The 26,618-nt window shown below is 63.3% G+C and carries 23 protein-coding genes; 13 read left to right on the top strand and 10 right to left on the bottom strand.

All coding sequences use genetic code 11. The annotated features are described in order from the left end of the window. Positions 1–9: 9 nt before the first annotated feature. Genes tauC through tauA form a run of 3 tightly spaced genes read right to left on the bottom strand, consistent with a single transcriptional unit; the run spans position 10 to position 2,630 of the window. Positions 10–849, bottom strand: coding sequence for a taurine ABC transporter permease TauC (tauC, locus tag HU719_RS10970; protein WP_186519480.1), 840 nt, complete (start codon positions 847–849; stop codon positions 10–12). Beyond that, complete coding sequence (gene tauB / locus HU719_RS10965; RefSeq protein ID WP_186535078.1) at positions 846–1,634, bottom strand: taurine ABC transporter ATP-binding subunit; 789 nt, start codon at positions 1,632–1,634, stop codon at positions 846–848. Before tauB ends, tauC begins: the two co-directional genes overlap by 4 nt. A gap of 24 nt (positions 1,635–1,658) precedes the next feature. Then, entirely contained in the window at positions 1,659–2,630 is a 972-nt protein-coding gene (tauA, locus tag HU719_RS10960; RefSeq protein ID WP_186519484.1) for a taurine ABC transporter substrate-binding protein, read from the bottom strand. Positions 2,631–3,128: 498 nt separating this feature from the next. On the opposite strand from tauA, the gene HU719_RS10955 reads away from it, so the two are divergent. The 8 genes from HU719_RS10955 (at position 3,129) to HU719_RS10920 (ending at position 10,350) form a co-directional block, all read left to right on the top strand. Then, positions 3,129–4,481 carry an OprD family porin gene (locus tag HU719_RS10955; RefSeq protein WP_186519486.1) on the top strand — a complete coding sequence of 451 codons (1,353 nt, stop codon included), beginning with the start codon at positions 3,129–3,131 and terminating at the stop codon, positions 4,479–4,481. A 164-nt stretch (positions 4,482–4,645) separates the two neighbouring features. Beyond that, entirely contained in the window at positions 4,646–5,284 is a 639-nt protein-coding gene (locus HU719_RS10950; RefSeq protein ID WP_186519488.1) for a peroxiredoxin, read from the top strand. A 331-nt stretch (positions 5,285–5,615) separates the two neighbouring features. Then, entirely contained in the window at positions 5,616–6,209 is a 594-nt protein-coding gene (gene ssuE, locus HU719_RS10945; RefSeq protein ID WP_186519491.1) for an NADPH-dependent FMN reductase, read from the top strand. A 99-nt stretch (positions 6,210–6,308) separates the two neighbouring features. Continuing rightward, positions 6,309–7,274, top strand: a complete 966-nt coding sequence (locus HU719_RS10940) for a sulfonate ABC transporter substrate-binding protein (RefSeq protein WP_186519493.1) — start codon at positions 6,309–6,311, stop codon at positions 7,272–7,274. A 60-nt stretch (positions 7,275–7,334) separates the two neighbouring features. Continuing rightward, the gene (gene ssuD / locus HU719_RS10935) at positions 7,335–8,483 is read left to right on the top strand and encodes an FMNH2-dependent alkanesulfonate monooxygenase (protein ID WP_186519495.1); all 1,149 of its coding nucleotides are present in this window, start codon (positions 7,335–7,337) and stop codon (positions 8,481–8,483) included. Positions 8,484–8,493: 10 nt separating this feature from the next. Continuing rightward, positions 8,494–9,291 carry an aliphatic sulfonate ABC transporter permease SsuC gene (gene ssuC, locus HU719_RS10930; protein ID WP_186519497.1) on the top strand — a complete coding sequence of 266 codons (798 nt, stop codon included), beginning with the start codon at positions 8,494–8,496 and terminating at the stop codon, positions 9,289–9,291. Next, entirely contained in the window at positions 9,291–10,103 is an 813-nt protein-coding gene (gene ssuB, locus HU719_RS10925) for an aliphatic sulfonates ABC transporter ATP-binding protein (RefSeq protein WP_186519499.1), read from the top strand. Before ssuC ends, ssuB begins: the two co-directional genes overlap by 1 nt. A gap of 31 nt (positions 10,104–10,134) precedes the next feature. Next, entirely contained in the window at positions 10,135–10,350 is a 216-nt protein-coding gene (locus HU719_RS10920; RefSeq protein WP_008095172.1) for a TOBE domain-containing protein, read from the top strand. A gap of 305 nt (positions 10,351–10,655) precedes the next feature. Here the strand turns inward: HU719_RS10920 and HU719_RS10915 are convergent, their stop codons facing one another. The 4 genes from HU719_RS10915 to HU719_RS10900 form a co-directional block, all read right to left on the bottom strand. Next, the gene (locus tag HU719_RS10915; RefSeq protein ID WP_186519501.1) at positions 10,656–11,288 is read right to left on the bottom strand and encodes a TetR/AcrR family transcriptional regulator; all 633 of its coding nucleotides are present in this window, start codon (positions 11,286–11,288) and stop codon (positions 10,656–10,658) included. Further along, the gene (gene gshA, locus HU719_RS10910; RefSeq protein WP_189659802.1) at positions 11,288–12,865 is read right to left on the bottom strand and encodes a glutamate--cysteine ligase; all 1,578 of its coding nucleotides are present in this window, start codon (positions 12,863–12,865) and stop codon (positions 11,288–11,290) included. Before gshA ends, HU719_RS10915 begins: the two co-directional genes overlap by 1 nt. Before the next feature lie 345 nt (positions 12,866–13,210). Continuing rightward, positions 13,211–13,594, bottom strand: coding sequence for a PaaI family thioesterase (locus HU719_RS10905; RefSeq protein WP_186519505.1), 384 nt, complete (start codon positions 13,592–13,594; stop codon positions 13,211–13,213). Continuing rightward, complete coding sequence (locus HU719_RS10900; protein WP_186519507.1) at positions 13,594–15,921, bottom strand: Tex family protein; 2,328 nt, start codon at positions 15,919–15,921, stop codon at positions 13,594–13,596. The genes HU719_RS10905 and HU719_RS10900 overlap by 1 nt, the downstream gene beginning before the upstream one ends. A gap of 227 nt (positions 15,922–16,148) precedes the next feature. Here HU719_RS10900 and ompR point away from each other — a divergent pair, with 227 nt between their 5' ends. Together ompR and HU719_RS10890 are read left to right on the top strand one after the other, a co-directional pair. Next, positions 16,149–16,889, top strand: a complete 741-nt coding sequence (ompR, locus tag HU719_RS10895) for an osmolarity response regulator transcription factor OmpR (RefSeq protein ID WP_186519509.1) — start codon at positions 16,149–16,151, stop codon at positions 16,887–16,889. A 103-nt stretch (positions 16,890–16,992) separates the two neighbouring features. Continuing rightward, entirely contained in the window at positions 16,993–18,306 is a 1,314-nt protein-coding gene (locus HU719_RS10890; protein WP_186519511.1) for an ATP-binding protein, read from the top strand. A gap of 253 nt (positions 18,307–18,559) precedes the next feature. Here HU719_RS10890 and rimK read toward each other — a convergent pair whose 3' ends face one another. Next, on the bottom strand, positions 18,560–19,465 hold the full coding sequence (gene rimK, locus HU719_RS10885; protein WP_186523251.1) for a 30S ribosomal protein S6--L-glutamate ligase: 906 nt from the start codon (positions 19,463–19,465) through the stop codon (positions 18,560–18,562). Beyond that, positions 19,462–19,944, bottom strand: a complete 483-nt coding sequence (rimB, locus tag HU719_RS10880; RefSeq protein ID WP_339600680.1) for a retropepsin-like aspartic endopeptidase RimB — start codon at positions 19,942–19,944, stop codon at positions 19,462–19,464. Before rimB ends, rimK begins: the two co-directional genes overlap by 4 nt. A 109-nt stretch (positions 19,945–20,053) precedes the next feature. On the opposite strand from rimB, the gene HU719_RS10875 reads away from it, so the two are divergent. Continuing rightward, complete coding sequence (locus HU719_RS10875; RefSeq protein WP_186523250.1) at positions 20,054–20,455, top strand: RNA-binding S4 domain-containing protein; 402 nt, start codon at positions 20,054–20,056, stop codon at positions 20,453–20,455. An 85-nt stretch (positions 20,456–20,540) separates the two neighbouring features. On the opposite strand, the gene ilvD is transcribed toward HU719_RS10875, so the two are convergent. Beyond that, positions 20,541–22,382, bottom strand: a complete 1,842-nt coding sequence (gene ilvD, locus HU719_RS10870) for a dihydroxy-acid dehydratase (protein WP_186523249.1) — start codon at positions 22,380–22,382, stop codon at positions 20,541–20,543. A gap of 316 nt (positions 22,383–22,698) precedes the next feature. Between ilvD and HU719_RS10865 the strand changes: the two genes are divergently transcribed. After that, positions 22,699–24,372, top strand: coding sequence for a DUF4153 domain-containing protein (locus HU719_RS10865; protein WP_186537464.1), 1,674 nt, complete (start codon positions 22,699–22,701; stop codon positions 24,370–24,372). Positions 24,373–24,776: 404 nt separating this feature from the next. Further along, the gene (locus HU719_RS10860) at positions 24,777–26,459 is read left to right on the top strand and encodes a DUF4153 domain-containing protein (RefSeq protein WP_186537475.1); all 1,683 of its coding nucleotides are present in this window, start codon (positions 24,777–24,779) and stop codon (positions 26,457–26,459) included. Positions 26,460–26,618: the final 159 nt, after the last annotated feature.

The raw sequence follows: 26,618 nt of genomic DNA, 5'->3' as shown, positions 1-26,618 counted from the left end.
TTGGCTCTCTCAGTGGCTCTGCCCGTGCCAGGGCACCAGCTTGCGTTGCAGGGCGCGCAGGCTCATTTCCAGCGCGAAGGCGATCAGGGCTATCAGCAGGATGCCCAGCACCACCACATCGGTGACCAGAAACTGCGCCGCCGACTGCACCATGAAGCCCAGCCCGCTGGTTGCGGCGATCAGCTCGGCGGCCACCAAGGTCGACCAGCCGACGCCCAGGCCGATGCGCACGCCGGTCAGAATGTCCGGCAAGGCGCTAGGCAAAATCACATGGCGGATCAGTTGCGCTCGGCTGGCGCCCAGCGACTGCGCGGCACGCAGCTTGGCCGGGTCGACGGTGCGTACCCCGGTGGCCGTGGCAATGGCAATGGGGGCAAAGATCGCAAGATAAATGAGCAATACCTTCGACAGCTCGCCGATGCCGCACCAGATCACGATCAGCGGCAGGTAGGCCAGCGGCGGGATGGGCCGGTAGAACTCGATCAACGGGTCGAAAATGCCACGGGCCACGCGGTTGCAGCCAATGGCGATGCCCACCGGGATTGCGCTCAGGGTTGCCGCCAGCAGCGCCACGCCGATGCGCCCAAGGCTTGCGCCAAGGTGCTGCCACAGGCTTGCGTCCATGTAACCCTGGGTCAGCAGGCTCCAGCCTTTGCCCAGAATGTCGGCAGGCGAGGGCAGGAATAGCGGCTCGACCCATCCGGCAGCCGTCACCAGCCACCAGACCAGCAACAACGTCGCCAAGGTCAGCGTGCTTATCCAGCGGGTGGACAGGCTGCGCGGTGGGTTGCTGGCCGTTTGCGCAACGGCTTCGGGCTTGCCGGTGACCGGCAGGTTCAGGCTGCTCATGCGGGCTCCTGCAGGGTCTGGCGTTGTGAGAACACCCGCGCCAGCACATGCTCGCGGGTTTCGATGAAACGCGGGTCGGACTTGATCGCACGGGCTGGCTCACCGGCGGCGTAGCGCTGGCCGAAGTCCAGGTGCAGGCGCTCGACCACGCGCCCGGGGTTGGGCGCCAGCAGCACCAGTTCGGTGGCCAGAAACACGGCTTCTTCGATGTCGTGGGTAATCAGGAACACCGGCTTGGCCGTGCGTTGCCACACCTGCAGCAGCAATTCCTGCATCTGTTCGCGGGTAAAGGCATCGAGGGCGCCGAACGGCTCGTCCATCAGCAGCACCCGTGGGTCGGCGGCCAGCGCCCGGGCCAAGCCCACGCGCTGTTTCTGCCCACCCGACAATTGCCACACACGGCGTTGGGCAAAACCTTCGAGGTCGACCAGCTTGAGCATTTCACGGGCCTTGGCTTCGCGCTGCAGGCGCGGCACACCGGCCAGCTCAAGGCCAAAGGCGACGTTGCCCAGCACGTCCTGCCAAGGCAGCAGGGCATCGTCCTGGAACACCACGCCACGCTCGGCGCCCGGCCCTTGCACCGGCACGCCATCCAGAGTGATGCGCCCGCCACTGGGGGCGACGAAGCCTGCAATCAGGTTGAGTAGCGAGGTCTTGCCGCTGCCGGACGGCCCAAGGGCCACCAGCAGCTGGCGCGGGCCCAGCGAGAGGTCGATGTCGGCCAGCACCGGGGTGCTGGCGCCGGGGTACTGTGCGCTGATGCGCTCCAGTTCAAGCAAGGCCATGACGGGCTCCGGTCTGCGGGCAGGTTAGTTGGGCAGGAACTGCTTGCTGACGTAGGGCGCGTAGTCCGGCAGCACCGCATCGACCTTGCCCTGCTGCTTGAGGAAGGTAGCGGTATCGGTCAGCGCCTGGGTGGTCGGCGCGCCGAGCGCAGCGGCCTGGTCAGCCGCCAGCGGGTAGACGTTGCCCTGCAGCAATACCGGGATGTCGGTAGGTTTGGCGCCGGACAGCTTGGCCAGTTTGGCGATGTTGTCGGGGTTGGCCAGCCAGGCTTTCGGGTCTTTGCGGTAGTCGGCGTAGGCGTCCAGGGTGACTTTGGCGAAGGCCTTGACCACCTCGGGGTGCTTGGCGGCGAAGTCCTTGCGTACGATCCACGCGTCGAAAGTGGGGGCGCCTTTGCTGGCCAGTTCGCCCGAGGTGATCAGCACCTTGCCGTTCTCCTTGGCAACGCCCAGCGCCGGGTCCCACACGTAGGTGGCATCGATGTCGCCACGCTTCCAGGCGGCGATGATGGCCGGTGGCGCGAGGTTGAGAATCTGCACTTTCGAGGGGTCGATGTTCCAGTTCTTCAGCGCCGCCAACAGGCTGTAATGGCCGGTGGAAACGAACGGCACGGCGATTTTCTTGCCGATCAGGTCTTGCGGGGTCTTGATGCTGTCGCGGGCGACCAGCGCTTCACCGGCGCCGATCTGCGTGGCGATCAGGAAGGTTTCCACCGGCAGCTTGCGGGTGGCGGCGGCGGCCAGCGGGCTGGAGCCGAGGTAGCCGATCTGCACATCGCCGCTGGCAACCGCGGTGATCACATCGGCGCCGTTATCGAACTTGCGCCAGTCGATGCTGGCCTTGCTGGCTTTTTCGTAGTCGCCGTCCACCTGCGCCACTTTGGCCGGGTCGACGGTGGTCTGGTAGGCAACGGTCAGGTCGGCGGCATGGGCCAGCCAGCTGGCACTGGCGAGGGTCAGGGCGGCGAACAGGCGCAGCGGGGTGTGCGGGATCATGGTGAACCTCTCGTCAGGCAGGGTTGAATGACGAAAAGACTAAATGATCTAAGAAAACTCAAATAAATAACTTTTTAGCATTAGCTTAAAAGCCAAACGCTCTGAGCGAAACGCCGGGGGGCATACGGCCGTTGGCTGGCGGAATCGACGGCAACTGCTAGCCTGTCTCAGCCGCGCTGCGAGGATTGGATGCGGGGGAGTGGGGCAAACGTTTTCACATAACCTAAAGCTATGTGGGCGCACGTCGATACAACTTTACGCAGTAAAGGTTCAGACGTTATTCCTTAATAATCTTACAGATTCACAAAACGGTCATTTTGGATTTATAGGATTGTCATTATCCTGTAGCGCAGGTGGCGGGTTAGACCAAAGTCGTGGAACAGCCATTAGGGATTGACTTAGTGGTCACGCTTTAGGGCTAATCGCCAAACCGGGTGAGTGGGGCTTCAGATCCTGCCGCTTGAGACGCACAAAAATTAGAACGTAGAGGAGCAAAGCATGTACAAGTCTAGCCTGGCCCTGGCCGTGGCACTGGGGGTTCTCGCCCAACAAGCAGGCGCTGCCGGTTTCGTTGAGGACAGCAAACTGTCCCTTAGCTCGCGCACCATGTATTTCGATAACAACGTCCGTGAAGATCATGCTGCTGCCAGCACCAACTTCAAGCGTCGCGACCAGCGTGAAGTCGGTCAGGGCTTCAAGCTCGATTATATTTCCGGCTTCACTGAAGGCACTGTAGGGTTCGGCGTTGACGCTCAGGCCATTTGGGGTATTCACCTAGATGGCGGCCGTGGTTACCACAAGACTGGTTTCTCCCCAGACTCTAGCGATGGCTCTTCGGAAAGCCAGTGGGGTCGTATTGGCGCTAATGCCAAGGCTCGCTTCTCCAAAACCGAGGCGCATTTCGGTAGCGCCCTCGCGCCAATGCTGCCAATCCTCGTGACTAACGATGGTCGTCTGCTGCCTCAGTCCTTTGAGGGTGGCACTATCACCTCGAAGGAAATCGACAACCTGACCATCAACGCTGGCCAGCTGACCCATGCCATGGGTCGTGCATCGACCAACCGCACCGGTATGTCTGTTTCTGGCGCTAGTGCCGACAGCAACAAGTTCCGTTACGGTGGCTTGGATTACAAGCTCACCCCGGATCTGACGCTCCAGTACTACTACTCGAACCTAGAAGACTTCTACAAGCAGCAATTCCTGGGCGCGACTCACGTGTTCAAAATCGCTGATGACCAGTCGTTCAAGACCGATCTGCGCTACTTCGACAGCAGCAGCGACGGTAAGAACGGCAGCGGCGGTGGCTACAATTTCGACAACAACGGCGGCTATGCCAAGCACGCTGGGGAAGTTGATAACAAGACCTGGTCCGCAATGTTCACCTACACGCTCGGCGGCCACGCGCTTATGCTCGGTCACCAACAAGTCAGTGATGATGGCGGCTTCGTGTGGTTGAACCAAGGTGGTGTTGTTGACGGCAATGGTCGTAGCGAAGGCGCAGGTGGTGCTAGCTTCTACCTGTTCACCGACAGCATGATCAACCAGTTCGCCAAGGCCGGTGAAAACACCACCTTCGGTCAGTACTCTTACGACTTTGCTCGCCTTGGTGTACCGGGCCTGAAAGCCTCGGTTTCCTACCTGCGCGGTGAAGATGGCCGTAACCAGAATGGCAACGGTACCTTCAGCGAGTGGGAACGTGACGCACGCGTTGACTACGTGCTGCAGGAAGGCACCCTCAAAGGCCTGGGCTTCAGCCTGCGTCAGGGTGTTTACCGTGGTACTGGTACCAGCTCTGCACGTGACGTCGACCAAACCCGCTTCATCGTGAACTACACTTACGCCTTCAAGTAAGTCGTAGCTGCACACAAGAAGCCTCGCCTAGTGCGAGGCTTTTTTGTACGCAAAATTCGATATGTAATTAAGTTATAAATAAATCGATATTTATTCTTTTTGTTTTGTTTCAGAAGCAGGCACATTGAACCCATACAGGCCAGACACAGCACAGGAGCCGCTCCATGAGCCTCAAACTCGGTGACATCGCCCCAGACTTCGAACAGGATTCCAGCGAAGGCAAGATCCGCTTCCATGAGTGGCTGGGCAACAGCTGGGGCGTGCTGTTCTCCCACCCGGCCGACTTCACCCCGGTGTGCACCACCGAGCTTGGGCTGACGGCCAAACTCAAGGACGACTTTGCCAAGCGTGGGGTCAAGGCCATTGCGCTGTCGGTGGACCCGGTGGACTCGCACCACAAGTGGATCGATGACATCAACGAGACGCAGAACACGGTGGTCAATTTCCCGATCATCGCCGACGCCGACCGCAAGGTGTCCGACCTCTACGACCTGATCCACCCTAATGCCAGCGACACCCTGACCGTGCGCTCGCTGTTCATCATCGACCCGAACAAGAAGGTGCGCCTGACCATCACCTACCCGGCCAGCACGGGGCGCAACTTCAATGAAATCCTGCGGGTGATCGACTCGCTGCAACTGACCGATAACTACAAAGTGGCCACGCCAGGTAACTGGCAGGACGGCGACGACGTGGTGATCGTGCCTTCGCTCAAGGATGAAGACGAAATCAAACAGCGTTTCCCGAAAGGGTATCGGGCCGTCAAACCCTATCTGCGCCTGACCCCGCAACCGAATCGTTGATGTAATCCTCGTTGTAATGCTCTTAGCCATAGCAGGGATTTTCGGGCCGTTTCGACGGCCCTTTTTTTATGCCTGTCGTAGGAGCGGCCTTGTGTCGCGAAAGGGGCGCGCAGCGGCCCCCCGGTCTATGCAGGCATCGCCGGGGCCGCTTTGCGACCCATTCGCGGCACAAGGCCGCTCCTACAGGGTCAGTAATGCTCATAGTCCTTTATCGAATAAACAAATGAAAAAATATGATTTATAGATATATGTATTGAGCTGTTACTGTCAGTTCCATCCAGCGGGGCCATCCCCTCGCGGCCCTGCAATCGAATCGAAGGAAGCGTTTTCCATGCTGGTTGTTTCTATCGGTGGTAGCCCAAGTCTTCGTTCACGTTCCGGCGTGCTGCTCGATCGTTCGCGCGACTGGCTGCAAGAGCGTGGCGTCGAGGTGGTGACCTTCCAAGTGCGCGAGTTCAGTGCCGAAGACCTGCTGCATGCACGTTTCGACAGCCCGCAAGTGCGCCACTTCAACGAACTGGTCGCCCAGGCCGATGGCCTGGTGGTCGCTACCCCGGTGTACAAGGCCTCGTTTGCCGGCGCCCTGAAAACCCTGCTCGACCTGCTGCCCGAACGCGCCCTGGAGCACAAAGTGGTGCTGCCAGTGGCCACCGGCGGCAGCATCGCCCACATGCTGGCCGTGGATTACGCGCTCAAGCCCGTGCTGTCGGCACTCAAGGCGCAGGAGACCCTGCAAGGGATCTTCGCCGACGACAGCCAGATCGCCTACGGCGAAGGCAGCAAGCCTGCGCAATTGTCCCAGGCCTTGGAACAACGCCTGCTCGACTCGCTGGAGACCTTCCACAGCGCCCTGGCGCGCCGGCCCAAGCCGGTCGCTCCGGGCCTGCTCAACGAACGCCTGCTCAGTGCTCGCTGGAGCATCTGAGCCCGCTGTAGCGCTAACGCTTTACCGCTGTCCCACCTTACTCGCCCGTCAACGAGGCAAGCAGGTGCTACCCGAACCCAAATCGCACAGGAGAGCGCCATGCGCACTGTCTTCTTGCGTCGTGGTCTGGTCGCCCTGTTTGCGGCGGCTGTATCCCTCGGCGCCATTACCCAAGCCCAGGCCGAAAGCCTGCGTATCGGTTATCAGAAATACGGCACGCTGGTGCTGCTCAAGGCCAAGGGCTCGCTGGAGCAACGCCTGAAGGCGCAGGGCATCGACGTGCAATGGACCGAGTTCCCCGGCGGCCCGCAGCTGCTTGAGGGCCTCAACGTGGGCTCCATCGACTTCGGCGTCACCGGCGAAACGCCACCGGTGTTCGCCCAGGCCGCAGGCGCCGACCTGCTGTATGTCGCCTACGAGCCGCCAGCGCCGCACAGCGAGGCGATCCTGGTTCCCAAGGGCTCGACGATCCAGTCGGTGAAGGACCTCAAAGGCAAGAAAGTCGTGCTCAACAAGGGCTCCAACGTGCACTACCTGTTGGTGCGCGCCCTGGAAGACGCGGGCCTCAAGTACAGCGATATCCAACCTGTGTACCTGCCGCCCGCCGACGCCCGCGCCGCCTTCGAGCGCGGCAGTGTCGATGCCTGGGTGATCTGGGACCCGTACCAGGCTGCCGCCGAGCAGCAGCTGCAAGCGCGCACCCTGCGTGACGGCAAGGGGCTGGTCGACAACCACCAGTTCTACCTGGCCACCCGTAGCTACGCCACCCAGCACCCGGCGGTGATCAGCGCGCTGATCGAGGAAGTGCGCGCCGTGGGCCAGTGGTCCCAGGCCAACCCGCAGCAGGTCACCGACCAGGTCGCACCGCTGCTTGGCCTGCCTGCCGACATCACCCTCACCTCGGTCAAGCGCCAGGGCTACGGCGCTGCGCCTTTGACCCCTGAGGTGGTCGCAGCACAGCAGAAGATCGCCGACACCTTCCAGGCCCTGAAGCTGATCCCCAAGCCCTTGAGTATCAAGGACGTGATCTGGACCCCGCCGGCCAAGGTTGCCAGCGCGCCCTGAACCTTTTGCCTGCGCCGGGGCGCCGCCTCGGCCAGTGCCACCCTTGAGGAGACAACTCCAATGAGCCTGAACATCTTCTGGTTTCTACCCACCCACGGTGACGGCAAGTACCTGGGCACCAGCGAAGGCGCCCGCGCCGTCGACCATGGCTACCTGGCGCAGATCGCCCAGGCCGCCGACCGCCTTGGCTTTGGCGGTGTGCTGATCCCGACCGGGCGGTCCTGCGAGGATTCCTGGCTGGTTGCCGCGTCGCTGATCCCGGTCACCGAACGCCTGAAGTTCCTGGTTGCCCTGCGCCCGGGGATCATTTCGCCGACCGTGGCGGCGCGCCAGGCGGCCACCCTCGACCGGCTGTCCAATGGCCGTGCGCTGTTCAACCTGGTGACCGGCGGTGACCCGGACGAGCTGGCCGGCGATGGCCTGCACCTGAACCATCAGGAGCGCTACGAAGCCTCGGTCGAATTCACTCGCATCTGGCGCAAGGTGCTCGAAGGCGAAGTGGTCGACTACGACGGCAAGCACTTGCAGGTAAAGGGCGCCAAGCTGCTCTACCCGCCCATCCAGCAACCGCGCCCGCCGCTGTACTTTGGCGGCTCTTCCGACGCCGCCCAGGACCTGGCCGCCGAGCAGGTCGAGCTGTACCTGACCTGGGGTGAGCCGCCGGCTGCGGTCGCCGAAAAAATCGCCCAGGTGCGCGCAAAAGCTGCCGCCCAGGGCCGTGAAGTCCGCTTTGGTATCCGCCTGCATGTGATCGTGCGCGAAACCAACGAAGAAGCCTGGGCTGCGGCTGACAAGCTGATTTCGCACCTGGACGACGACACCATCGCCCGCGCCCAGGCCTCGCTTGCGCGCTTCGACTCGGTGGGCCAGCAGCGCATGGCGGCGCTGCACAACGGCAACCGCGACAAGCTCGAAGTCAGCCCCAATCTGTGGGCCGGCGTGGGCCTGGTACGTGGCGGTGCCGGTACGGCACTGGTCGGCGATGGGCCGACGGTGGCGGCGCGGGTCAAGGAATACGCGGCGCTGGGCATCGATACCTTCATCTTCTCGGGCTACCCGCACCTTGAAGAGTCGTACCGGGTTGCCGAGCTGCTGTTCCCGCACATCGACGTCAATCGCCCCGAGCAACCCAAGAGCGGTGGCTATGTGAGCCCGTTTGGCGAAATGGTCGCCAACGACATCCTGCCCAAGTCCGTTGCGCAAAGTTGAGGGTGGGGTCATGAGTCGAGCAACTTCCACAACCTGGTCCAAACGCTTTGCGCCCTGGGCCCTGCCATTGCTGCTGCTGGCGGTCTGGCAACTGGCGGTCAGCGCAGGCTGGTTGTCCACGCGCATTCTGCCGGCGCCGAGCGCGGTGGTCAGCGCCGGTGTCGAGCTGGTGCGCAGTGGCGATATCTGGACGCACCTGGCCATCAGCGGCTGGCGTGCCGGGCTGGGCTTTGCCATCGGCGGCAGCATCGGCCTGCTGCTGGGCTTCATCACCGGCCTTTCGAACTGGGGCGAACGCCTGCTCGACAGCTCCGTGCAGATGATCCGCAACGTGCCGCACCTGGCGCTGATCCCGCTGGTGATCCTGTGGTTCGGCATCGATGAGTCGGCGAAGATTTTCCTGGTAGCGCTGGGCACCTTGTTCCCGATCTACCTCAACACCTACCACGGCATCCGCAATGTCGACCCGGCCTTGGTGGAGATGGCGCGCAGCTACGGGCTGTCGGGCTTCGGCCTGTTCCGCCAGGTAATCCTGCCGGGTGCGCTGCCGTCGATCCTGGTGGGTGTGCGCTTCGCGCTGGGCTTCATGTGGCTGACGCTGATCGTCGCCGAGACCATTTCGGCCAGTTCCGGCATTGGCTACCTGGCGATGAACGCCCGTGAATTCCTGCAGACCGACGTCGTGGTGCTGGCCATCGTGCTGTACGCCGTGCTCGGCAAACTGGCCGACCTGGCCGCCCGTGGCCTGGAACGTGTGTGGCTGCGCTGGCACCCGGCGTACCAGGTCGCCAAGAAGGAGGGCGCGTGATGACTGTGCTCAAAGAACAGCCGCCGCGCCTGCTGCGTGGCATCCCGCTGGCTGCCAAGGGCGTGCGCAAGACGTTCGGCCAGCGTGAAGTACTGCGCGGTATCGACCTGCATATCCCGGCCGGCCAGTTCGTCGCCATCGTCGGGCGCAGCGGCTGCGGCAAGAGCACCTTGCTGCGCCTGTTGGCCGGGCTCGACCTGCCCAGCGCGGGTGAGTTGCTGGCAGGTGCTGCGCCCTTGGCCGAGGCCCGCGAGGAAACCCGGCTGATGTTCCAGGACGCACGCCTGCTGCCGTGGAAAAAAGTGATCGACAACGTCGGCCTTGGCTTGACTGGCAACTGGCGCCAACGCGCGCTGGATGCGCTGGAGGCGGTGGGCCTGGCGGACCGCGCCAATGAATGGCCGGCTGCGTTGTCGGGCGGGCAGAAGCAGCGCGTGGCCCTGGCCCGTGCGCTGATCCACCAGCCGCGCCTGCTTTTACTGGACGAGCCGCTGGGGGCGCTGGATGCCCTGACCCGGATCGAGATGCAGCAACTGATCGAGCGCCTGTGGCGCCAGCACGGTTTCACTGTGCTGCTGGTTACCCACGACGTCAGCGAGGCTGTGGCGGTGGCTGACCGGGTGATCCTGATCGAGGACGGCGCCGTAGGCCTGGACCTCAACGTCGACCTGGCAAGGCCCAGGGCGCGTGGGTCGCACCGCCTGGCGTCGCTTGAAAGCGAAGTACTCAACCGTGTTCTGTCGGCGCCGGGCATTGCCCCGGAGCCGGAACCTGTAGCCCCTTTGCCCACGCAACTGCGTTGGGCGCACTGAACCCCAGAAGCCAATCAGAAGGAATGACCCCATGACTATCAAAGCCATCAACGTGCGCAACCAGTTCAAAGGCACCGTGAAGGAAATCCTCGAAGGCCCGGTACTGTCGGAAATCGACGTGCAGACCGCCTCCGGCATCGTCACCTCGGTGATCACCACCCGTTCGGTGAAAGAGCTGGAGCTGCAAGTGGGCAGCGAAGTGATCGCCTTCGTAAAATCGACCGAGGTGTCCATCGCCAAACTGTGATGGGCGGTTGACGAGATCGCACAGCCTTTTGGGCTACGTTCCCACACAGTGGACTGCTCACCCGCAACATTGCTGGTTGGACCCAATCCTGTGGGAAATGATAGAGACTTGTGGCGAGCGGGCTTGCCCCGCGTTGGGCTGCGCAGCAGCCCTGAGGATTACCCTTGTGTTTTCAGGGCTGCTGCGCAGCCCAACGCGGGGCAAGCCCGCTCGCCACAAGGAGATATGTCTGGCGAGAACAGGGTTGTGCAAAACCAGAGAATCTCCCGCGCTGCCCAAGGGCTACGCGATTTCCTGCAAAGCGCTCAGGCTATACGCCTGGCCAGAAACGCCGGCAGATACAGCCCCATATACGCCTCGAACACGCGCATGCCTTCCTCGGCCATGCGCGGCGTTATCTGCTCATGCAGCTGCATCGAGCGGGCATACACCCGGTCACTCAGCTCCATCGCCAAGGCGAACACATCGACATCGTTGGGCATGACCGGTAAATGGAAATGCCGGTCGAACAGGCGGTGCATCAGCTCGCCGAGTTCCAGGTCATGCTGGCGGTCGGCCTGCACCACATCGCTTAGCCCATGCTGGGCCAGGATCAGTTGCCGTGCGGCGGCATCGCCGTTGTAGATATCCAGCATGCGCTGCTCGATCAGCCTGCCGAGGCCTTGCCAGGTGTTGAACGCGCTGCTGTCGATGGGCGCATTCAAGGCCTCGCGGAACGCCCGGTGCACGTCTGCCGTCAGCGCCTCCAGCAACGCGGGCACGCTGGCAAAGAAGTGATACACCGACGACGGTGGAATCTGCGCCCGCTCGGCCACGCTGTACATCGACAACCCCGCCACCCCTTCGCCTGCCAGCAACTCGCGCGCCGCCGCAAGGATTGCCGCGATGCGGGCCTGGCTGCTGGCGCGTGGCTTGCGCGAAGGTACGGGGCGGGTCATCAGTTGCTGATGGCCAGGATGCTTGCCTGGTAGGCGCCGACGAACAGGTCGAAGTCGCCGACCTCTTCCTGTTCCAGGCGCGACTGCTCGACCAGCGACTCGCGGGCAATGCGCTCGAAGCGCTGTTGCTGGTCGGGGCTCAACGGCTGCTCACGCAAGCGCTCGGCGTGCACCTGGCTTTGGCGCAGCGAGAACTCGAGGAAGCTTTCACCGTGCTCGGTCATGCGCGCCAGCACCTGCGCCGACGGGGTCAGCGCCGCGTCATCGACCTTGGCTTGCTGCTCTGCCAGGGCCTCGGCATGGGCGTCGCCGCCATGCACACGGTCGAGCAGGTCGGCCAACGGGCCAATACGCCCGATCAGCTCGGTGGCCCAGGCCTTGAGGGTGACTGCCTGGCCGTCGCGTTGCAGCTCAAGCCCTGGGCGGCGGCCTTCCTTGACCACGGTCAGGAAGTTATCGGTGCACTGGCCGCACTCGCCATTCTCGAACTGCGGGCTGGCTTCGAGGGCACAGAACAGCAGGAAGGCATCCAGGAAGCGCGCCTCGGTGAGGTCGATACCCACCGGCAGGAACGGGTTGATATCCAGGCAGCGCACTTCGACATACTGCACGCCGCGCGAGGTCAGGGCCTGGATCGGCCGTTCGCCGGTATAGGTGACGCGCTTGGGGCGGATGTTCGAGTAGTACTCGTTCTCGATCTGCAGGATGTTGGTATTGAGCTGCACCCAGTCGCCATCGACATGGGTGCCGACTTCGACATACGGCGGGTAGGGCGTGCCGACGGCCTTGCGCAGGCTGTCGGTGTAGCTGGCCAGGTCGTTGTAGCAAGGGGTAAGGCCGGCCTGGGCATTGCTCTGGTAACCCAGGTCGCTCATGCGCAGGCTGGTGGCGTACGGCAGGTACAAGGTGTCGGCGTCGAGCTCGTCGAGCTGGTGCGGGTGGCCGCGCAGGAAGCCTTTGTCCAGCGTCGGCGAGGCGCCGAACAGGTACATCAGCAGCCAGCTGTAGCGGCGGAAATTGCGGATCAGCGCGATGTAGGCCGAGGACTGATAGTCACGGTTGTCCAGCGGGCTGCCTTCGGCTTCACGCAGCAGCGGCCACAAGGCCTCGGGCAGCGAGAAGTTGTAATGGATGCCGGCAATGCACTGCATGGTGCGGCCGTAGCGCAGCGCCAGGCCCTTGCGGTAAACGTGCTTGAGCTTGCCGATGTTCGAGGTGCCGTATTCGGCGATCGGGATGTCTTCTTCGGCCGGCAGCGCACACGGCATCGAAGGGCTCCACAGGTATTCGTCACCGAGCTTGGTGTAGACGAAGCGGTGGATCTGTTCGAGGTTGTCGAGCACCTCGGCAGGGTCGGCCAGGGCTGGTGTGATGAACTCCAGCAGCGACTCGGAATAATCAGTGGTGATCTGCTCGTTGGTCAGCGCCGAACCCAGGGCTTCGGGGTGCGGGGTCTGGGCCAGGCGGCCTTCGCTGGTTACCCGCAGGCATTCGCGCTCGATGCCGTGCAGGCACTGCGCGAGTAGGGGAAGATTCGCGCCGAGCAGGCTCAGGCGGCGGTTGAGGAGTTCGCTCAAGATGGATTCCTTCACGCGTCAGTCGCCCCAATATGGGGGTGGAAGTGACCGTCTACAAGGGTAGTTTGGTAAGGAACTGGCGTTGTCGCCTGGTTTACGCGGTTCCGGCCTGTCGCTCAAGAGCAACGCAGACCCCTGTGGGAGCTGGCGCAAGCCTGCGATGAGGCCAGAACAGGTTTGCACCCAGATCACAGAATCAGAGGCGGTTCGGCCCTGTTGTTCGGTTGCTGCTGAAAATACCGCAGATCGGCCATTATCAGCTAGAGAACTGTGCAAGGTTGCTGCATCGGGCCTTTGCGGCTGTCGCCGGCAAGCATGCCGGCGTCGACGCTGGGCGGTCTTGCCTCAAAGCACCGCAAAGGTGCCCTGTGCCTTGGCCACGAGCTTTTCGTCCTGCAGCACCTGGGCCTCGACCACCAGCGTGCGCCGCCCGGCATGCAGCACCCGCGCGGTGCAGACCACTTCGCCGTCACTGACGGCGCGCATGTAGTTGATCTTGCACTCAATGGTCACGCTCTGCTGGTCGAAGCCATGGCTGGCCGAGCAGGCCAGGCCCATGGCGATGTCCACCAGGCTGAAGATCGCACCGCCGTGCAGCTTCTGGCCACGGTTGCGCAATTGCGGCTGCAACGCCAGCGCCACCTCGGCAACGCCGGCATCGAGGCGTTGCAGGTGGCAGCCGAGCAACTGGCTGAAGGCGCTTTCGACGTATTCCTTGGGTACGTCCATCACTTCTTCTTGATCTGCTTGGCGTTGGCGAACAGCGCCGCCATGGCGTTGTTGGCTGGCGCTGCGGTAGCGGTTTCGCGTTGGCGTGGCGCCTGTTGCGGGCGCTTGCCGCCATTGCCGCCACGGTTACCGCCGCGGTTGCCCTCGACCTTTTCGCCTGGGGTGTCGCTCATGCGCATGGTCAGGCCGACGCGTTTGCGCGGGATGTCCACTTCCATGACCTTGACCTTGACCACGTCGCCGGCCTTGACCGCCTCACGCGGGTCCTTGACGAACTTTTCCGACAGCGCCGAGATGTGCACCAGGCCGTCCTGGTGCACGCCGATGTCGACGAAGGCACCGAAGTTGGTGACGTTGGTCACCACGCCTTCAAGGATCATGCCCGGTTCCAGGTCCTTGAGGTCTTCGACGCCGTCCTGGAAGGTGGCGGTCTTGAACTCTGGGCGCGGGTCGCGGCCCGGTTTATCGAGTTCCTGGAGGATGTCGGTGACGGTCGGCAGGCCGAAGCTTTCGTCGGTGAACTGCTTCGGGTCCAGGCGCTTGAGGAAGGCGCTGTCGCCGATCAGCGAGCGGATGTCGCGGCCGGTATCGGCGGCGATGCGCTTGACCAGCGGGTAGGCCTCCGGGTGCACCGCCGAGGCGTCCAGTGGGTTGTCGCCGTTCATCACACGCAGGAAGCCTGCAGCTTGTTCGTAGGTTTTTTCACCCAGGCGGCTGACCTTTTTCAGCGCCGCACGGGTGGCGAACGGGCCGTTGGCGTCGCGGTGGGCCACGATATTCTGCGCCAGGGTGGCGTTAAGCCCCGAGATACGCGTCAGCAGCGCCACGGAGGCCGTGTTGACGTCAACGCCCACGGCGTTCACGCAGTCCTCGACCACCGCGTCCAGGCCTCGTGCCAGTTTGAGCTGCGACACATCGTGCTGGTACTGGCCGACACCGATGGATTTCGGGTCGATTTTCACCAGCTCCGCCAGTGGGTCCTGCAGGCGTCTGGCAATCGACACCGCGCCACGGATGGACACGTCAAGGTCGGGGAATTCACGGGCGGCAAGTTCGGACGCCGAATACACCGAGGCCCCGGCTTCAGAAACCATGATCTTGGTGATCTGCAGGGCTGGGTATTTTTTAACCAGGTCGGCGATCAGCTTGTCGCTTTCGCGGCTGGCGGTGCCGTTGCCGATGGCGATCAGCTCGACCGAGTGCTTGGCGCACAGGGCGGCGAGGACCGAAAGGGTGCGGTCCCAGTCATTGCGCGGGGCATGTGGGTAAACCGTGGTGTAGTCCAGCAGCTTGCCGGTGGCATCCACCACCGCAACCTTGCAGCCGGTACGCAGGCCAGGGTCGAAGCCCAGGGTTGCGCGCGGGCCGGCCGGGGCGGCCAGCAGCAGGTCGTGCAGGTTGTGGGCGAAAACGTTGATCGCCTCGCTTTCGGCGTTGTCGCGCAGCTCGCCGAACAGGTCGGTCTCAAGGTGGGTGTACAGCTTGACCTTCCAGGTCCAGCGCACCACTTCACTCAGCCATTTGTCGGCGGGGCGGTTGCGGTTTTCCACGCCAAAGTGGCTGCCGATCATCACTTCGCACGGGTGCAGGGTGCCTGGCAGTTCTTCGCCGACTTTCAGCGAAGCGCTCAGCACGCCTTCGTTGCGGCCACGGAAGATGGCCAGCGCACGGTGCGACGGTGCGTTGCGCAGCAGCTCGTCGTGGGCGAAGTAATCGCGAAACTTGGCGCCTTCCTCTTCCTTGCCCGCCACCACGCGGGCGCTGAGCACGGCTTCCTGCTTGAGGAAGTTGCGCAGTTTTTCCAGCAGGGCGGCGTCTTCGGCGAAGCGCTCCATGAGGATGTACTTGGCGCCTTCCAGCGCTGCCTTGATGTCGGCCACGCCTTTTTCGGCATCGACAAAACGGGCGGCTTCGCTTTCAGGGGTGAGCTGCGGGTCGTTGAACAGGCCGTCGGCCAGCTCGCCAAGGCCGGCTTCCAGGGCGATCTGGCCCTTGGTGCGGCGCTTTTGCTTGTACGGCAGGTACAGGTCTTCGAGGCGGGTCTTGGTGTCAGCCAGCTTGATCTCGCGGGCAAGCTCCGGGGTCAGCTTGCCTTGCTCCTCGATGCTGGAAAGGATGCTGGCGCGGCGCTCGTCGAGTTCGCGCAGGTAGCGCAGGCGCTCTTCCAGGTGGCGCAGTTGCGTGTCGTCCAGGCTGCCGGTCACTTCCTTGCGGTAACGGGCGATGAAAGGCACGGTAGAGCCTTCGTCCAACAGGCCCACGGCCGCCTCGACCTGTTGTGGGCGTACACCCAGTTCCTCGGCGATACGGCTGTTGATGCTGTCCATGTAAACCACCTGACAATTGTGAAAACGGGGCCGCTGGCAGGGCGTTTGGCCCGGCGGCGCTGGATGAAAGCGGCGCATTATACCCATCGTGCCGGGGTTGCGGTGATGGCGCGGCGCCAGCCCTGATGGTGCGGAAGTGGCACCGCGGGAAAAATCTGCTAACAATGCACACGGCACGCGTGGCAGTGGCTACGCCATAATGCGCGGCGATCCTAGAGGAGTTTTTCATGACCAGCACCGCAAACAACGCTGAAGGCGACAAGATTCTCATCGTCGACGATGACCCGGGCCTGAGCAGCCTGCTGGACCGTTTCTTCACCAGCAAAGGCTTTCGCGTGCGCACCGTGCCCAACGTCGAACAGATGGACCGCCTGCTGGCCCGTGAAGTGTTCAACCTGGTGGTGCTCGACCTGATGCTGCCTGGCGAGGACGGCTTGTCTGCCTGCCGCCGCCTGCGCGCGTCCAACAACCAGATCCCGATCATCATGCTCACCGCCAAGGGCGATGAACTCAGCCGCATCAAGGGCCTGGAGCTTGGCGCCGACGACTACCTGGCCAAGCCGTTCAACCCTGACGAGCTGGTGGCCCGGGTCAAAGCCGTGCTGCGCCGGCAGGCCCCAAGCGTGCCGGGTGCGCCTGGTAGCGAAGAAGAAACCGTCACCTTCGGCGACTACGAGCTGTCGCTGGCAACCCGCGAGCTCAAGCGCGGCGACGAAATCCACATGCTGACCACCGGCGAATTCGCCGTGCTCAAGGCGCTGGTGATGCACGCCCGTGAGCCGCTGACCCGTGACAAGCTCATGAACCTGGCCCGTGGCCGCGAGTGGGACGCGCTGGAGCGCTCCATCGATGTGCAGATCTCGCGCCTGCGCCGCATGATCGAGCCCGACCCGTCCAAGCCGCGCTACATCCAGACCGTATGGGGTGTGGGTTATGTGTTCGTGCCGGACGGAAACGCCAGCAAATGAGCCTGCGGCTCATCCTGCCAGTGCAGGGCGGCTCGAACGGGCCGCCCTGTTTTCGTATGGGGCATGCGCCCCTCGCGTTGCCCTTGCCGACTCGTAGCGATCGATGAAAACCCCACTCTGGTTCCCGCAAAGCTTCTTCGCCCGCACCCTTTGGCTGGTGCTGATCGTCGTGCTGTTTTCCAAGGCGCTGACGCTGGTCTACCTGCTGATGAACGAGGACGTGCTGGTAGACCGCCAGTACAGCCACGGCGTGGCCCTGACCCTGCGTGCCTACTGGGCGGCAGACGAGGAAAACCGCGAGCAGATCGCCGAAGCCGCCGGGCTGATCCGGGTTACCGGGTCTGGTGTGCCGGAAGGCGAGCAGCACTGGCCGTACAGCGAGATCTACCAGCGCCAGATGCAGGCAGAGCTTGGCGAGGACACCGAAGTGCGCCTGCGCATCCATGCGCCGCCTGCGCTGTGGGTGAACGCGCCGAGCCTGGGCCCGGGCTGGCTAAAGGTGCCGCTGTACCCACACCCGCTGCGTGGGCAGAAAATCTGGAACGTGCTGGGCTGGTTCCTGGCCATCGGGCTGCTGTCTACCGCCTCGGCATGGATCTTCGTGCGCCAGCTCAACCAGCCGCTCAAGCGCCTGGTGTTTGCCGCCCGCCAGCTTGGCCAGGGCCGTAGCGTGCGCCTGCCGATCAGCGACACCCCCAGCGAAATGACCGAGGTGTACCGCGCCTTCAATCAAATGGCCGAGGACGTCGAGCAGGCCGGGCGTGAGCGCGAACTGATGCTGGCCGGGGTGTCCCACGACCTGCGTACCCCGTTGACCCGCCTGCGCCTGTCGCTGTCGCTGATGGGTAACGACGACGACCTCAGCGATGACATGGTGCGTGATATCGAAGACATGGACGCCATTCTGGACCAGTTCCTGGCGTTTATCCGCGATGGGCGTGACGAGCCGGTCGAGGAAGTCGACTTCAACGAGCTGATCCGCGAAGTGGTGGCGCCGTATAACCAGCAAGAGGAGCGGGTGCGCCTGTGCCTGGAGCCCATCCCGCCGTTCCCGCTGCGCCGTGTATCGCTCAAACGCATGCTGGGCAACCTGATCGGCAACGCGCTGCACCATGCCGGGCAGGGGGTTGAAGTGGCCGCTTATGTGTCGGGCGAGCAGAGCGCGCCTTATGTGGTGCTGAGCGTGCTGGACCGGGGCACGGGCATTGACGAATCGGAGCTCGAAACCATCTTCAACCCGTTCATCCGCGGCGACCGTGCGCGCGGTGGCAAGGGCACTGGGTTGGGCCTGGCAATCGTCAAACGCATTGCCGCGCAGCATGGCGGCAATGTCGAGCTGCGCAACCGCTCCGGCGGTGGCATCGAGGCGCGGGTGCGCTTGCCATTGGGCCTGATGTTACCGCGCGACGCCGTGTAATACCCGCCAGACATATCTCCTGGTGTCGAGCTCCTTTGTGGCGAGCGGGCTTGTCCCGCGTTGGGCTGCGCAGCAGCCCTGAAAACCCCAGGGGCTGCTGCGCAGCCCAACGCGGGACAAGCCCGCTCGCCACGACGCTCTATCATTTCCTGCAGGATTGGGCTCAACCAGCAATGTTGCGGTTGAGCACGGCCTGCGTGGGAGCTGGCGCCAGCCTGCGATGAGGCCTTCGGATAGTGCACGGCAACCCGGCTCAGCCCTTGCCTTTGGTCCGGGTCTGATTGGGCCCGCCGTTTTTCTCCAGGTGCTCGATGATCATCCCGGCCACGTCCTTGCCGGTGGTGACCTCGATGCCTTCAAGCCCCGGCGATGAATTGACCTCCATCACCAGCGGCCCATGGTTGGAGCGCAGGATATCCACACCCGCCACGCTCAACCCCATCACTTTTGCCGCACGAATGGCAGTCATGCGCTCTTCAGGGGTGATTTTGATCAGGCTGGCGACGCCGCCACGGTGCAGGTTGGAGCGGAATTCGCCGGGCTTGGCCTGGCGCTTCATCGAGGCGATCACCTTGTCGCCCACCACGAAGCAGCGAATATCGGCGCCACCGGCCTCCTTGATGTACTCCTGCACCATGATGTTCTGCTTCAGGCCCATGAACGCCTCGATCACCGACTCTGCAGCCTTGGTGGTTTCGCACAACACCACGCCAATGCCTTGGGTGCCTTCAAGCACCTTGATCACCAGCGGGGCGCCGTTGACCATCTGGATAAGGTCGGGAATGTCGTCCGGCGAGTGGGCAAACCCTGTGATCGGCAAACCGACGCCACGGCGCGAGAGCAACTGCAACGAACGCAGTTTGTCCCGCGAGCGGGCGATGGCCACCGACTCGTTGAGCGGGTAGACCCCCATCATTTCGAACTGGCGCAGCACCGCACAGCCATAGAAGGTGACCGAGGCGCCAATGCGCGGAATGACCGCATCGAAGCCTTCCAGCGGCTTGCCGCGGTAGTGGATCTGCGGCTTGTGGCTGGCAATGTTCATGTAGGCCCGCAGGGTGTCGATCACCACCACTTCGTGGCCACGCTGGGTACCGGCCTCGACCAGGCGGCGGGTTGAATACAGACGCGGGTTACGCGAAAGCACAGCGATCTTCATGCAGCACCTGTGACAGAGGAAAGAGTGGCCGCAAAGGCCGGTTTGTCCTGGACGTACTTCACGCCCGGATTGACTACCAGTTGACCGTGGACCAGGGCCTTCGATCCAAGTAACAGGCGGTAACGCATGCTCTTGCGGCAGGCCAGGGTGAATTCCACCTGCCAGACCCGATCACCCAGCGCCAGGGGCGTGCAGATGACATAGCGGGTTTGCGCATGGCCATTGGAGCTTTTAATGCTTTTCATGGTGACCAGCGGCGCTTCGCAGCGGCGGTGGCGCAGTTGTACTACCGTGCCCAGGTGGGCGGTAAAGCGCACCCAGCGCTGGCCATCACGTTCGAAGGGTTCGATGTCGGTGGCATGCAGGCTTGAGGTGCTGGCGCCGGTGTCGATTTTGGCGCGAAGGCCGGCGACGCCGAGGTCGGGCAGGGCGACCCACTCGCGCAGGCCGATCACAGTCAGGTGGTCAAATGTCTTCACTAGGCGCGCCCTGGGGATAAGGTGGTGAACTGTAATGACGGCACGGATTTTTTGCATCCGTCAGTCACGGTAGTACAGTTCTGTGACTGACAGCGTTCGAGGAAAAACCATGGCACAAAAGCCTGAAGATGACGATAAGGTCCGCCTGGACAAGTGGCTGTGGGCGGCGCGCTTCTACAAGACCCGCGCCCTGGCCAAGGCTGCCATCGAGAGCGGCAAGGTGCACTGGCGCGGCGAGCGCTGCAAGCCTGGCAAAGAGCCACGTGTGGGCGATGAATACCTGGTGCGCACCGGTTTTGACGAGCGCACCGTGGTGGTCAAGGCGTTGTCGGTGGTGCGTCGCGGCGCCCCTGAGGCACAGGCGCTGTACGAAGAAACCCCAGAGAGCGTGAAACGCCGCGAGCAGGCTGCCGAATTGCGCAAGGCAGGCGCCTTAGGCATGACCACTGACGGGCGCCCGAACAAGAAGCAGCGCCGGCAGATTCACCAGTTGCACGGCAACTTCGACTGAATGCGCTGAGTCGCGGCTACGCAAATATAAAAAAACCGGCGCACAGGGCGCCGGTTTTCATTCATGCCGCTATGTCGGCAAAGCCTTACAGCCCGTCGAGCATCGCCTTGTTGCGCACCGCGCCTTTGTCGGCGCTGGTGGCCAGCAGGGCGTAGGCCTTCAGCGCGGTGGTGACCTTGCGTGGGCGCACTTCGACCGGCTTCCAGCCTTTCTTGTCCTGCTCGACACGGCGCTGAGCCAGCTCTTCGTCGCTGACCAGCAGGTTGATCGAGCGGTTCGGGATGTCGATCAAGACCTTGTCGCCATCACGCACCAGGCCAATGGCGCCGCCCGCAGCCGCTTCTGGCGAGGCGTGGCCGATGGACAGCCCCGAGGTACCGCCGGAGAAACGGCCGTCAGTCAGCAGGGCGCACGCCTTGCCCAGGCCCTTGGACTTGAGGTACGAGGTCGGGTAGAGCATCTCTTGCATGCCCGGGCCGCCTTTCGGGCCTTCGTATCGAATGATGACGATGTCGCCAGCCTTGACCTCGTCGGCAAGGATGCCGCGCACCGCGCTGTCCTGGCTTTCGAAAATCTTCGCGTTGCCTTCGAACACGTGGATCGACTCATCCACACCGGCGGTTTTCACCACGCAGCCGTCCAGGGCGATGTTGCCGTACAGCACGGCCAGGCCGCCTTCTTGCGAATAGGCGTGCTCGAAGCTGCGAATGCAGCCGTTCTCGCGGTCGTCGTCGAGGGTTTCCCAGCGGGTCGACTGGCTGAACGCGGTTTGCGTCGGGATGCCGGCCGGGCCTGCCTTGAAGAAGGTGTGCACGGCTTCGTCATCGGTCTGGGTGATGTCCCATTTGGCGATGGCTTCTTCCATGCTGGCGCTGTGCACGGTCGGCAGATCGGTGTGCAGCAGGCCGCCACGGGCCAGCGAACCGAGGATGCTGAAGATACCGCCAGCGCGGTGCACATCCTCCATGTGGTACTTCTGGATGTTCGGCGCCACTTTGCACAACTGCGGCACCACGCGCGACAGGCGGTCGATGTCACGCAGGTCGAATTCGACCTCGCCTTCCTGGGCGGCGGCCAGCAGGTGCAGGATGGTGTTGGTCGAACCGCCCATGGCGATGTCGAGCATCATGGCGTTTTCGAACGCCTTGAAGTTGGCGATGCTGCGCGGCAGCACCGAGGCATCGCCTTCGCCGTAGTAACGCTTGCACAGCTCGACGATGGTACGCCCGGCAGTGAGGAACAGCTGCTCACGGTCGGAGTGGGTGGCCAGTGTCGAGCCGTTGCCCGGCAGGGCGAGACCCAGGGCTTCGGTCAGGCAGTTCATCGAGTTGGCGGTGAACATGCCGGAGCACGAACCGCAGGTCGGGCAGGCGCTGCGCTCGTACTCGGCGACTTTCTCGTCGGAGGCGGTGGAGTCGGCGGCGATCACCATGGCATCGACCAGGTCCAGGCCGTGGCTGGCCAGCTTGGTCTTGCCGGCTTCCATCGGGCCGCCGGAAACGAAGATCACCGGGATGTTCAGGCGCAGTGCGGCCATGAGCATGCCGGGGGTGATCTTGTCGCAGTTGGAGATGCACACGATGGCGTCGGCGCAGTGCGCATTGACCATGTACTCGACGGCATCGGCGATGATCTCGCGGCTGGGCAGCGAGTACAGCATGCCGTCGTGGCCCATGGCGATGCCATCGTCGACGGCGATGGTGTTGAACTCTTTGGCCACGCCACCGGCGCGTTCGATCTCGCGGGCGACCAGTTGGCCCAGGTCCTTCAGGTGCACGTGCCCTGGGACGAACTGGGTGAACGAGTTGGCGATGGCGATGATCGGTTTCTTGAAGTCTTCGTCCTTCATCCCGGTGGCGCGCCACAGGGCACGGGCGCCGGCCATGTTGCGGCCGTGGGTGGAGGTCTTGGAACGATAATCAGGCATTGGCTGCTCCGGGCGGCTTAATCAGGTCACTAGTAGGAGAGTGAGCTTCTCTTGTCCTGAAACGCCGTAGGCCGGTTGCCAGCGGCAAGGATCGGGGCCGGTGTCCGCGCGGGATCGCCGCAGGCTCGGCCAGAGCTCATAAACCCGCCGGGGATGACTGGCGATGAATAGCCCGATTCTACACCGCCACGCCTGTGAAGGAACGGCGTTGTGATAATTGGCGCCAGGTGCGCCGCCCAGGGTAAAGCCCTTGGCGGCTGGCGGGGGGCTTTGGGTAGACTGCGCGCCAGCACCCCACTGGCCAAAAGGACTTGTCATGCCAGCGCCCAACCGCTCCCTGCCGTTCTACATCGCCATTGGCCTGATCCAGGGCCTGCTGGTGGTCAGCCTGCTCAGCGCCAAGGTCTACTTCCTCGATTTCAACCTGTCGATTGCCCTGTGCGCGATGGCTGCTGTGGTCGGCATCAACCTGCAACTGCTCGGCGGCCTGCGCGGGCAGCGCGGTGCGCTGTGGCTGGTGGCGGGCCTGGGCCTGCTGATTGGCGCAATCAGCGCGGTCGTCCTCGATGTAGAACACATGGCCTGGATGGAGCAAACCTGGTGCCTGGCCGCCGTGCTGGTGGGCTATATCGGCACCGCGTTCATCCTCGCCTGGCCGACCCGCGAAGGGCTGCGCCCGCGCTACCCGGCGCTGTTCCAGCATGCCTGGAACAACGCTTTCATCGTGCTGCTGGCGCTGTTGCTGACGGGGCTGTTCTGGCTGCTGGTGTGGCTGTGCGCGGGGCTGTTCAACATGGTTGGCATTGCGCAGGTCAAACAGGTAGTGACCGCACCGGTGTTTGTCTGGCTGGTGCTGCCGGTGGTGTTCTCGCTGGGTATGCGTATGGGCTGCGAAAACGAGAGGATCATCGGCCTGCTGCGCGGCATGTTGCTGGCCCTGTGCCGCTTTCTGTTGCCGTTCAGCGCCCTGAGCGTTGTGGTGTTCACCCTGGCCCTGCCGTTCACCGGCCTGCAGGCGGACTGGGGCAGCGGTTATTTCTCCTCGCTGCTGCTGGTGCTGGCTGGCATTAACCTGTTTCTGCTCAACGGCGTATTCCAGGACGGCCAACAAGTGCAGGTGTACGCCGCGCCGCTCAAGCGCCTGGTCGAAGCCAGCTTGCTATGCCTGCCGGTGCTGGTGGGCTTGGCGGCCTATGCCATGTGGATGCGCATCGACCAGGACGGCGCGAGCCCCTCGCTCATTCTGGCCTTGCTGCTGGTGGCCGTAATGGCCGCACACAGCCTGGCGGCGTTGTGGGCGGTGCTGGTGCCGCGTCGTGGCTGGCTTCATAGTCTGCAGGTGAGCAACCCGTGGATTGCCCTGCTCAGCGCGTTGTTGTTGGTGTCGTTCTACACGCCGCTGCTGGCCCCGCAGGCAATCAGTGCCAGAAGCCAGGTCGAGCGGCTGCTGAGCGGGCGCACCGCGGTTGCCGACTTCGATGTCGGCAACCTTTATTGGCGCCTCGGGGACCCTGGGCGCAAGGCGTTCGATGCATTGGATGCGCAGCTTGAGGCGGGCGAGGTACTCGACCGGAAAGAGCGTGAGCAGTTGCTGGAAAAGTTCTCGATGGTACGCACGCCGCGCCATGAGGAGGACCTGAGCACGAAGGTCGAATGGCTGGGCCCGGTAGAGCCGGGCGGTGAGGCATTCGACAGCATGCAGGCGACCTTGCAAGAGTGCGGCGGCAAGGGCTGCCTGCTCTGGGGCGTGGACATGGACGGCGATGGGCGCAACGAAGTGCTGATGATCCCCCGGCAGGTATACGCCTCCTATGTGCTGCTGTTTGCCCGTGACGGGGAGTGGCGAGAGGTCGGGAGCTTTTCTGGCCGCTTCGAGGACACCGATGAGCTGGTCAGGCTGATCCGCGAGGGGGCTATGAAACCGGTCACGCCACGGTACAAGACGTTCAATCTCAATGGTCAGGACCTGACGTTGGGGTTGGAGCACTGAGCGGGCCGTGGGTGGTTCCCTGGTTTCGTGCAAGCCCATTCTGGCCTCATCGCAGGCTGTCGCCAGCTCCACAGAGACCGTGCTCAACGGCAGCATTGCTGGTTGGACCCAATCGTGTGGGAAATGAAAGACAGTTGTGGCGAGCGGGCTTGTCCCGCGTTGGGCTGCGCAGCAGCCCTGAGGTTTACCCTTGGGTTTCCAGGGCTGCTGCGCAGCCCAACGCGGGACAAGCCCGCTCGCCACAAGGGAACTCGCCACAAAGATTGCTCTCAGCCTGGCCAAGATACCTGTGGGAGCTGGGGCTAGCCTGCGATGTGGCCGGGAAATGGTAAAGGACTTGGCATACGTCACAGCGCTTTGGGTAGACTGCGCGCCCCGTATTCCACTGGCCAAAAGGACTTGCCATGCCGGCGCCCAACCGCTCCTTGTTGTTCTACATCGCCATCGGCCTGATCCAGGGCCTGACTGTGCTCGGGCTCATCGCCTTGCGCAGCCACGACGTGTGGCTGGGTTTTGGCCTGTCGATGGGCCTGTGCATAGCCGTCGCCGTCGCTGGCGTTAACCTGCAACTGCTCGGCCGCCTGCGCGGGCAGCGCGGCGCAGGCTGGCTGGTGCTGGCCGTGACCCTGCTGGTCAGCGCTGTGGGTGCCAAAGTCTTCAGCGATAACAACCGCATGGGCTTCATCCAGCAGACCTGGTGCCTGGCGGCGGTGGCGCTGGTATACATCTTTGCTGCGTTCATCCTCGCCTGGCCCAACCGCGAAGGGCTGCGCCCGCGTTACCAGGACCTGTTCAAGCATGCCTGGAACAACGTCTTCATCGTGCTCCTGGCGCTGCTGCTGACCGGCCTGTTCTGGCTGCTGGTGTGGCTGTGCTCGGGGCTGTTCCAGATGGTCGGCATCACCCAGGTGAAGGACGCGGTGACTTCACCGACGTTTCTCTGGCTGGTGCTGCCGGTGGTGTTCTCGCTGGGCATGCGCATGGGCCGGGAGAACGAGAAGGTCATCGGTTTGCTGCGCGGCGTTCTGCTGACGCTGTGCCGGTTCCTGTTGCCGCTGAGCGCGCTGATCGCCCTGGTATTCACCCTGACCCTTCCGTTCACTGGCCTGCAGCCGGTGTGGGACACCGGTTACTCCACCACGCTGCTGCTGGTGCTGGCTGGCATCAACCTGTTTCTGGTCAATGGGGTGTTTCAGGACGGCCAGCAAGGGCATGTGTACGCCGCGCCGCTCAAGCGCCTGGTCGAGGCCAGCCTGCTGTGCACGCCGGTGCTGGTGGGCCTTGCCGCCTACGCCAGCTGGTTGCGTATCGACCAGTACGGGCTGACCCCATCGCGCATCCTCGCGGCCTTGCTGGTAACGGTGATGGTGCTGCATGCCCTGGCGGCCGTGTGGGCGGTCGTGGCGTCACGTAGCGGCTGGCTGCATACCCTGCAGGTCAGCAACCCATGGGTTGCGCTGCTCAGTGCCGTGCTGGTGGTGGCGTACTATACGCCGCTGCTCGACCCCTACGCGCTCAGCGCCAAAAGCCAGGTGCAGCGTTTGCTGGACGGGCGGACCGAAGTGGCCGATTTCGATGCCAGCTACCTCTACTGGGGCTTGGGCGAACCGGGGCGCGAAGTGTTTACCCATCTTGAGGCACAGCTGGAAGGCGATGAGCTGCTGGATGAAGCGGGGCGCGAGCAGCTGCGCAAAAAAATTGCCCAGGTGCATAAGCCTTACGAGCCGGAGCAGCACGGGCCGAAGATTGAATGGCTGGGCACTCCGGAGCCGGGCGGCGAGGCCTTCGACCAGATGGTGTTGACCATCAGCCAATGTGGCGGCAAGGGTTGCCTGCTGTGGGGTGTGGACATGGACGGCGATGGGCGCAACGAAGTACTGATGATTCCGCGCCATGTGTATGCGTCGCGCATGTTCCTGTTTGCAGCCGAGGGTGGCTGGCACCAGGTCGGCACCTACTGGGGCGATATGCAAAACACCGACGAGGTGGTGCGGTTGATCAAGGAAGGCAAGCTCAAACCGGTGACGCCCAAGTACAAGACCCTGCAACTCGATAGCGTGGACCTGAACTTCAACCTGGAGCGGTGATGTAGGAGCGGCCTTGTGCCGCGAAAGGGCTGCGCAGCAGCCCCAGGTCTCGACCTCATGCAAGATTGCCGGGGCTGCTGTGCAGCCCTTTCGCGACACGAGGCCGCTCCTACAATGACCGCGTCTGTTCGTTGATATGCGCCCAAGCTCTGGGCGCGC

Origin of the sequence: Pseudomonas farsensis (assembly GCF_014268805.2) — a bacterium.
In the GTDB taxonomy this organism is placed as follows: domain Bacteria; phylum Pseudomonadota; class Gammaproteobacteria; order Pseudomonadales; family Pseudomonadaceae; genus Aquipseudomonas; species Aquipseudomonas farsensis.
Note: the sequence above shows the minus strand (reverse complement) of the source record. Positions and strands in the feature narration are given on the sequence as shown.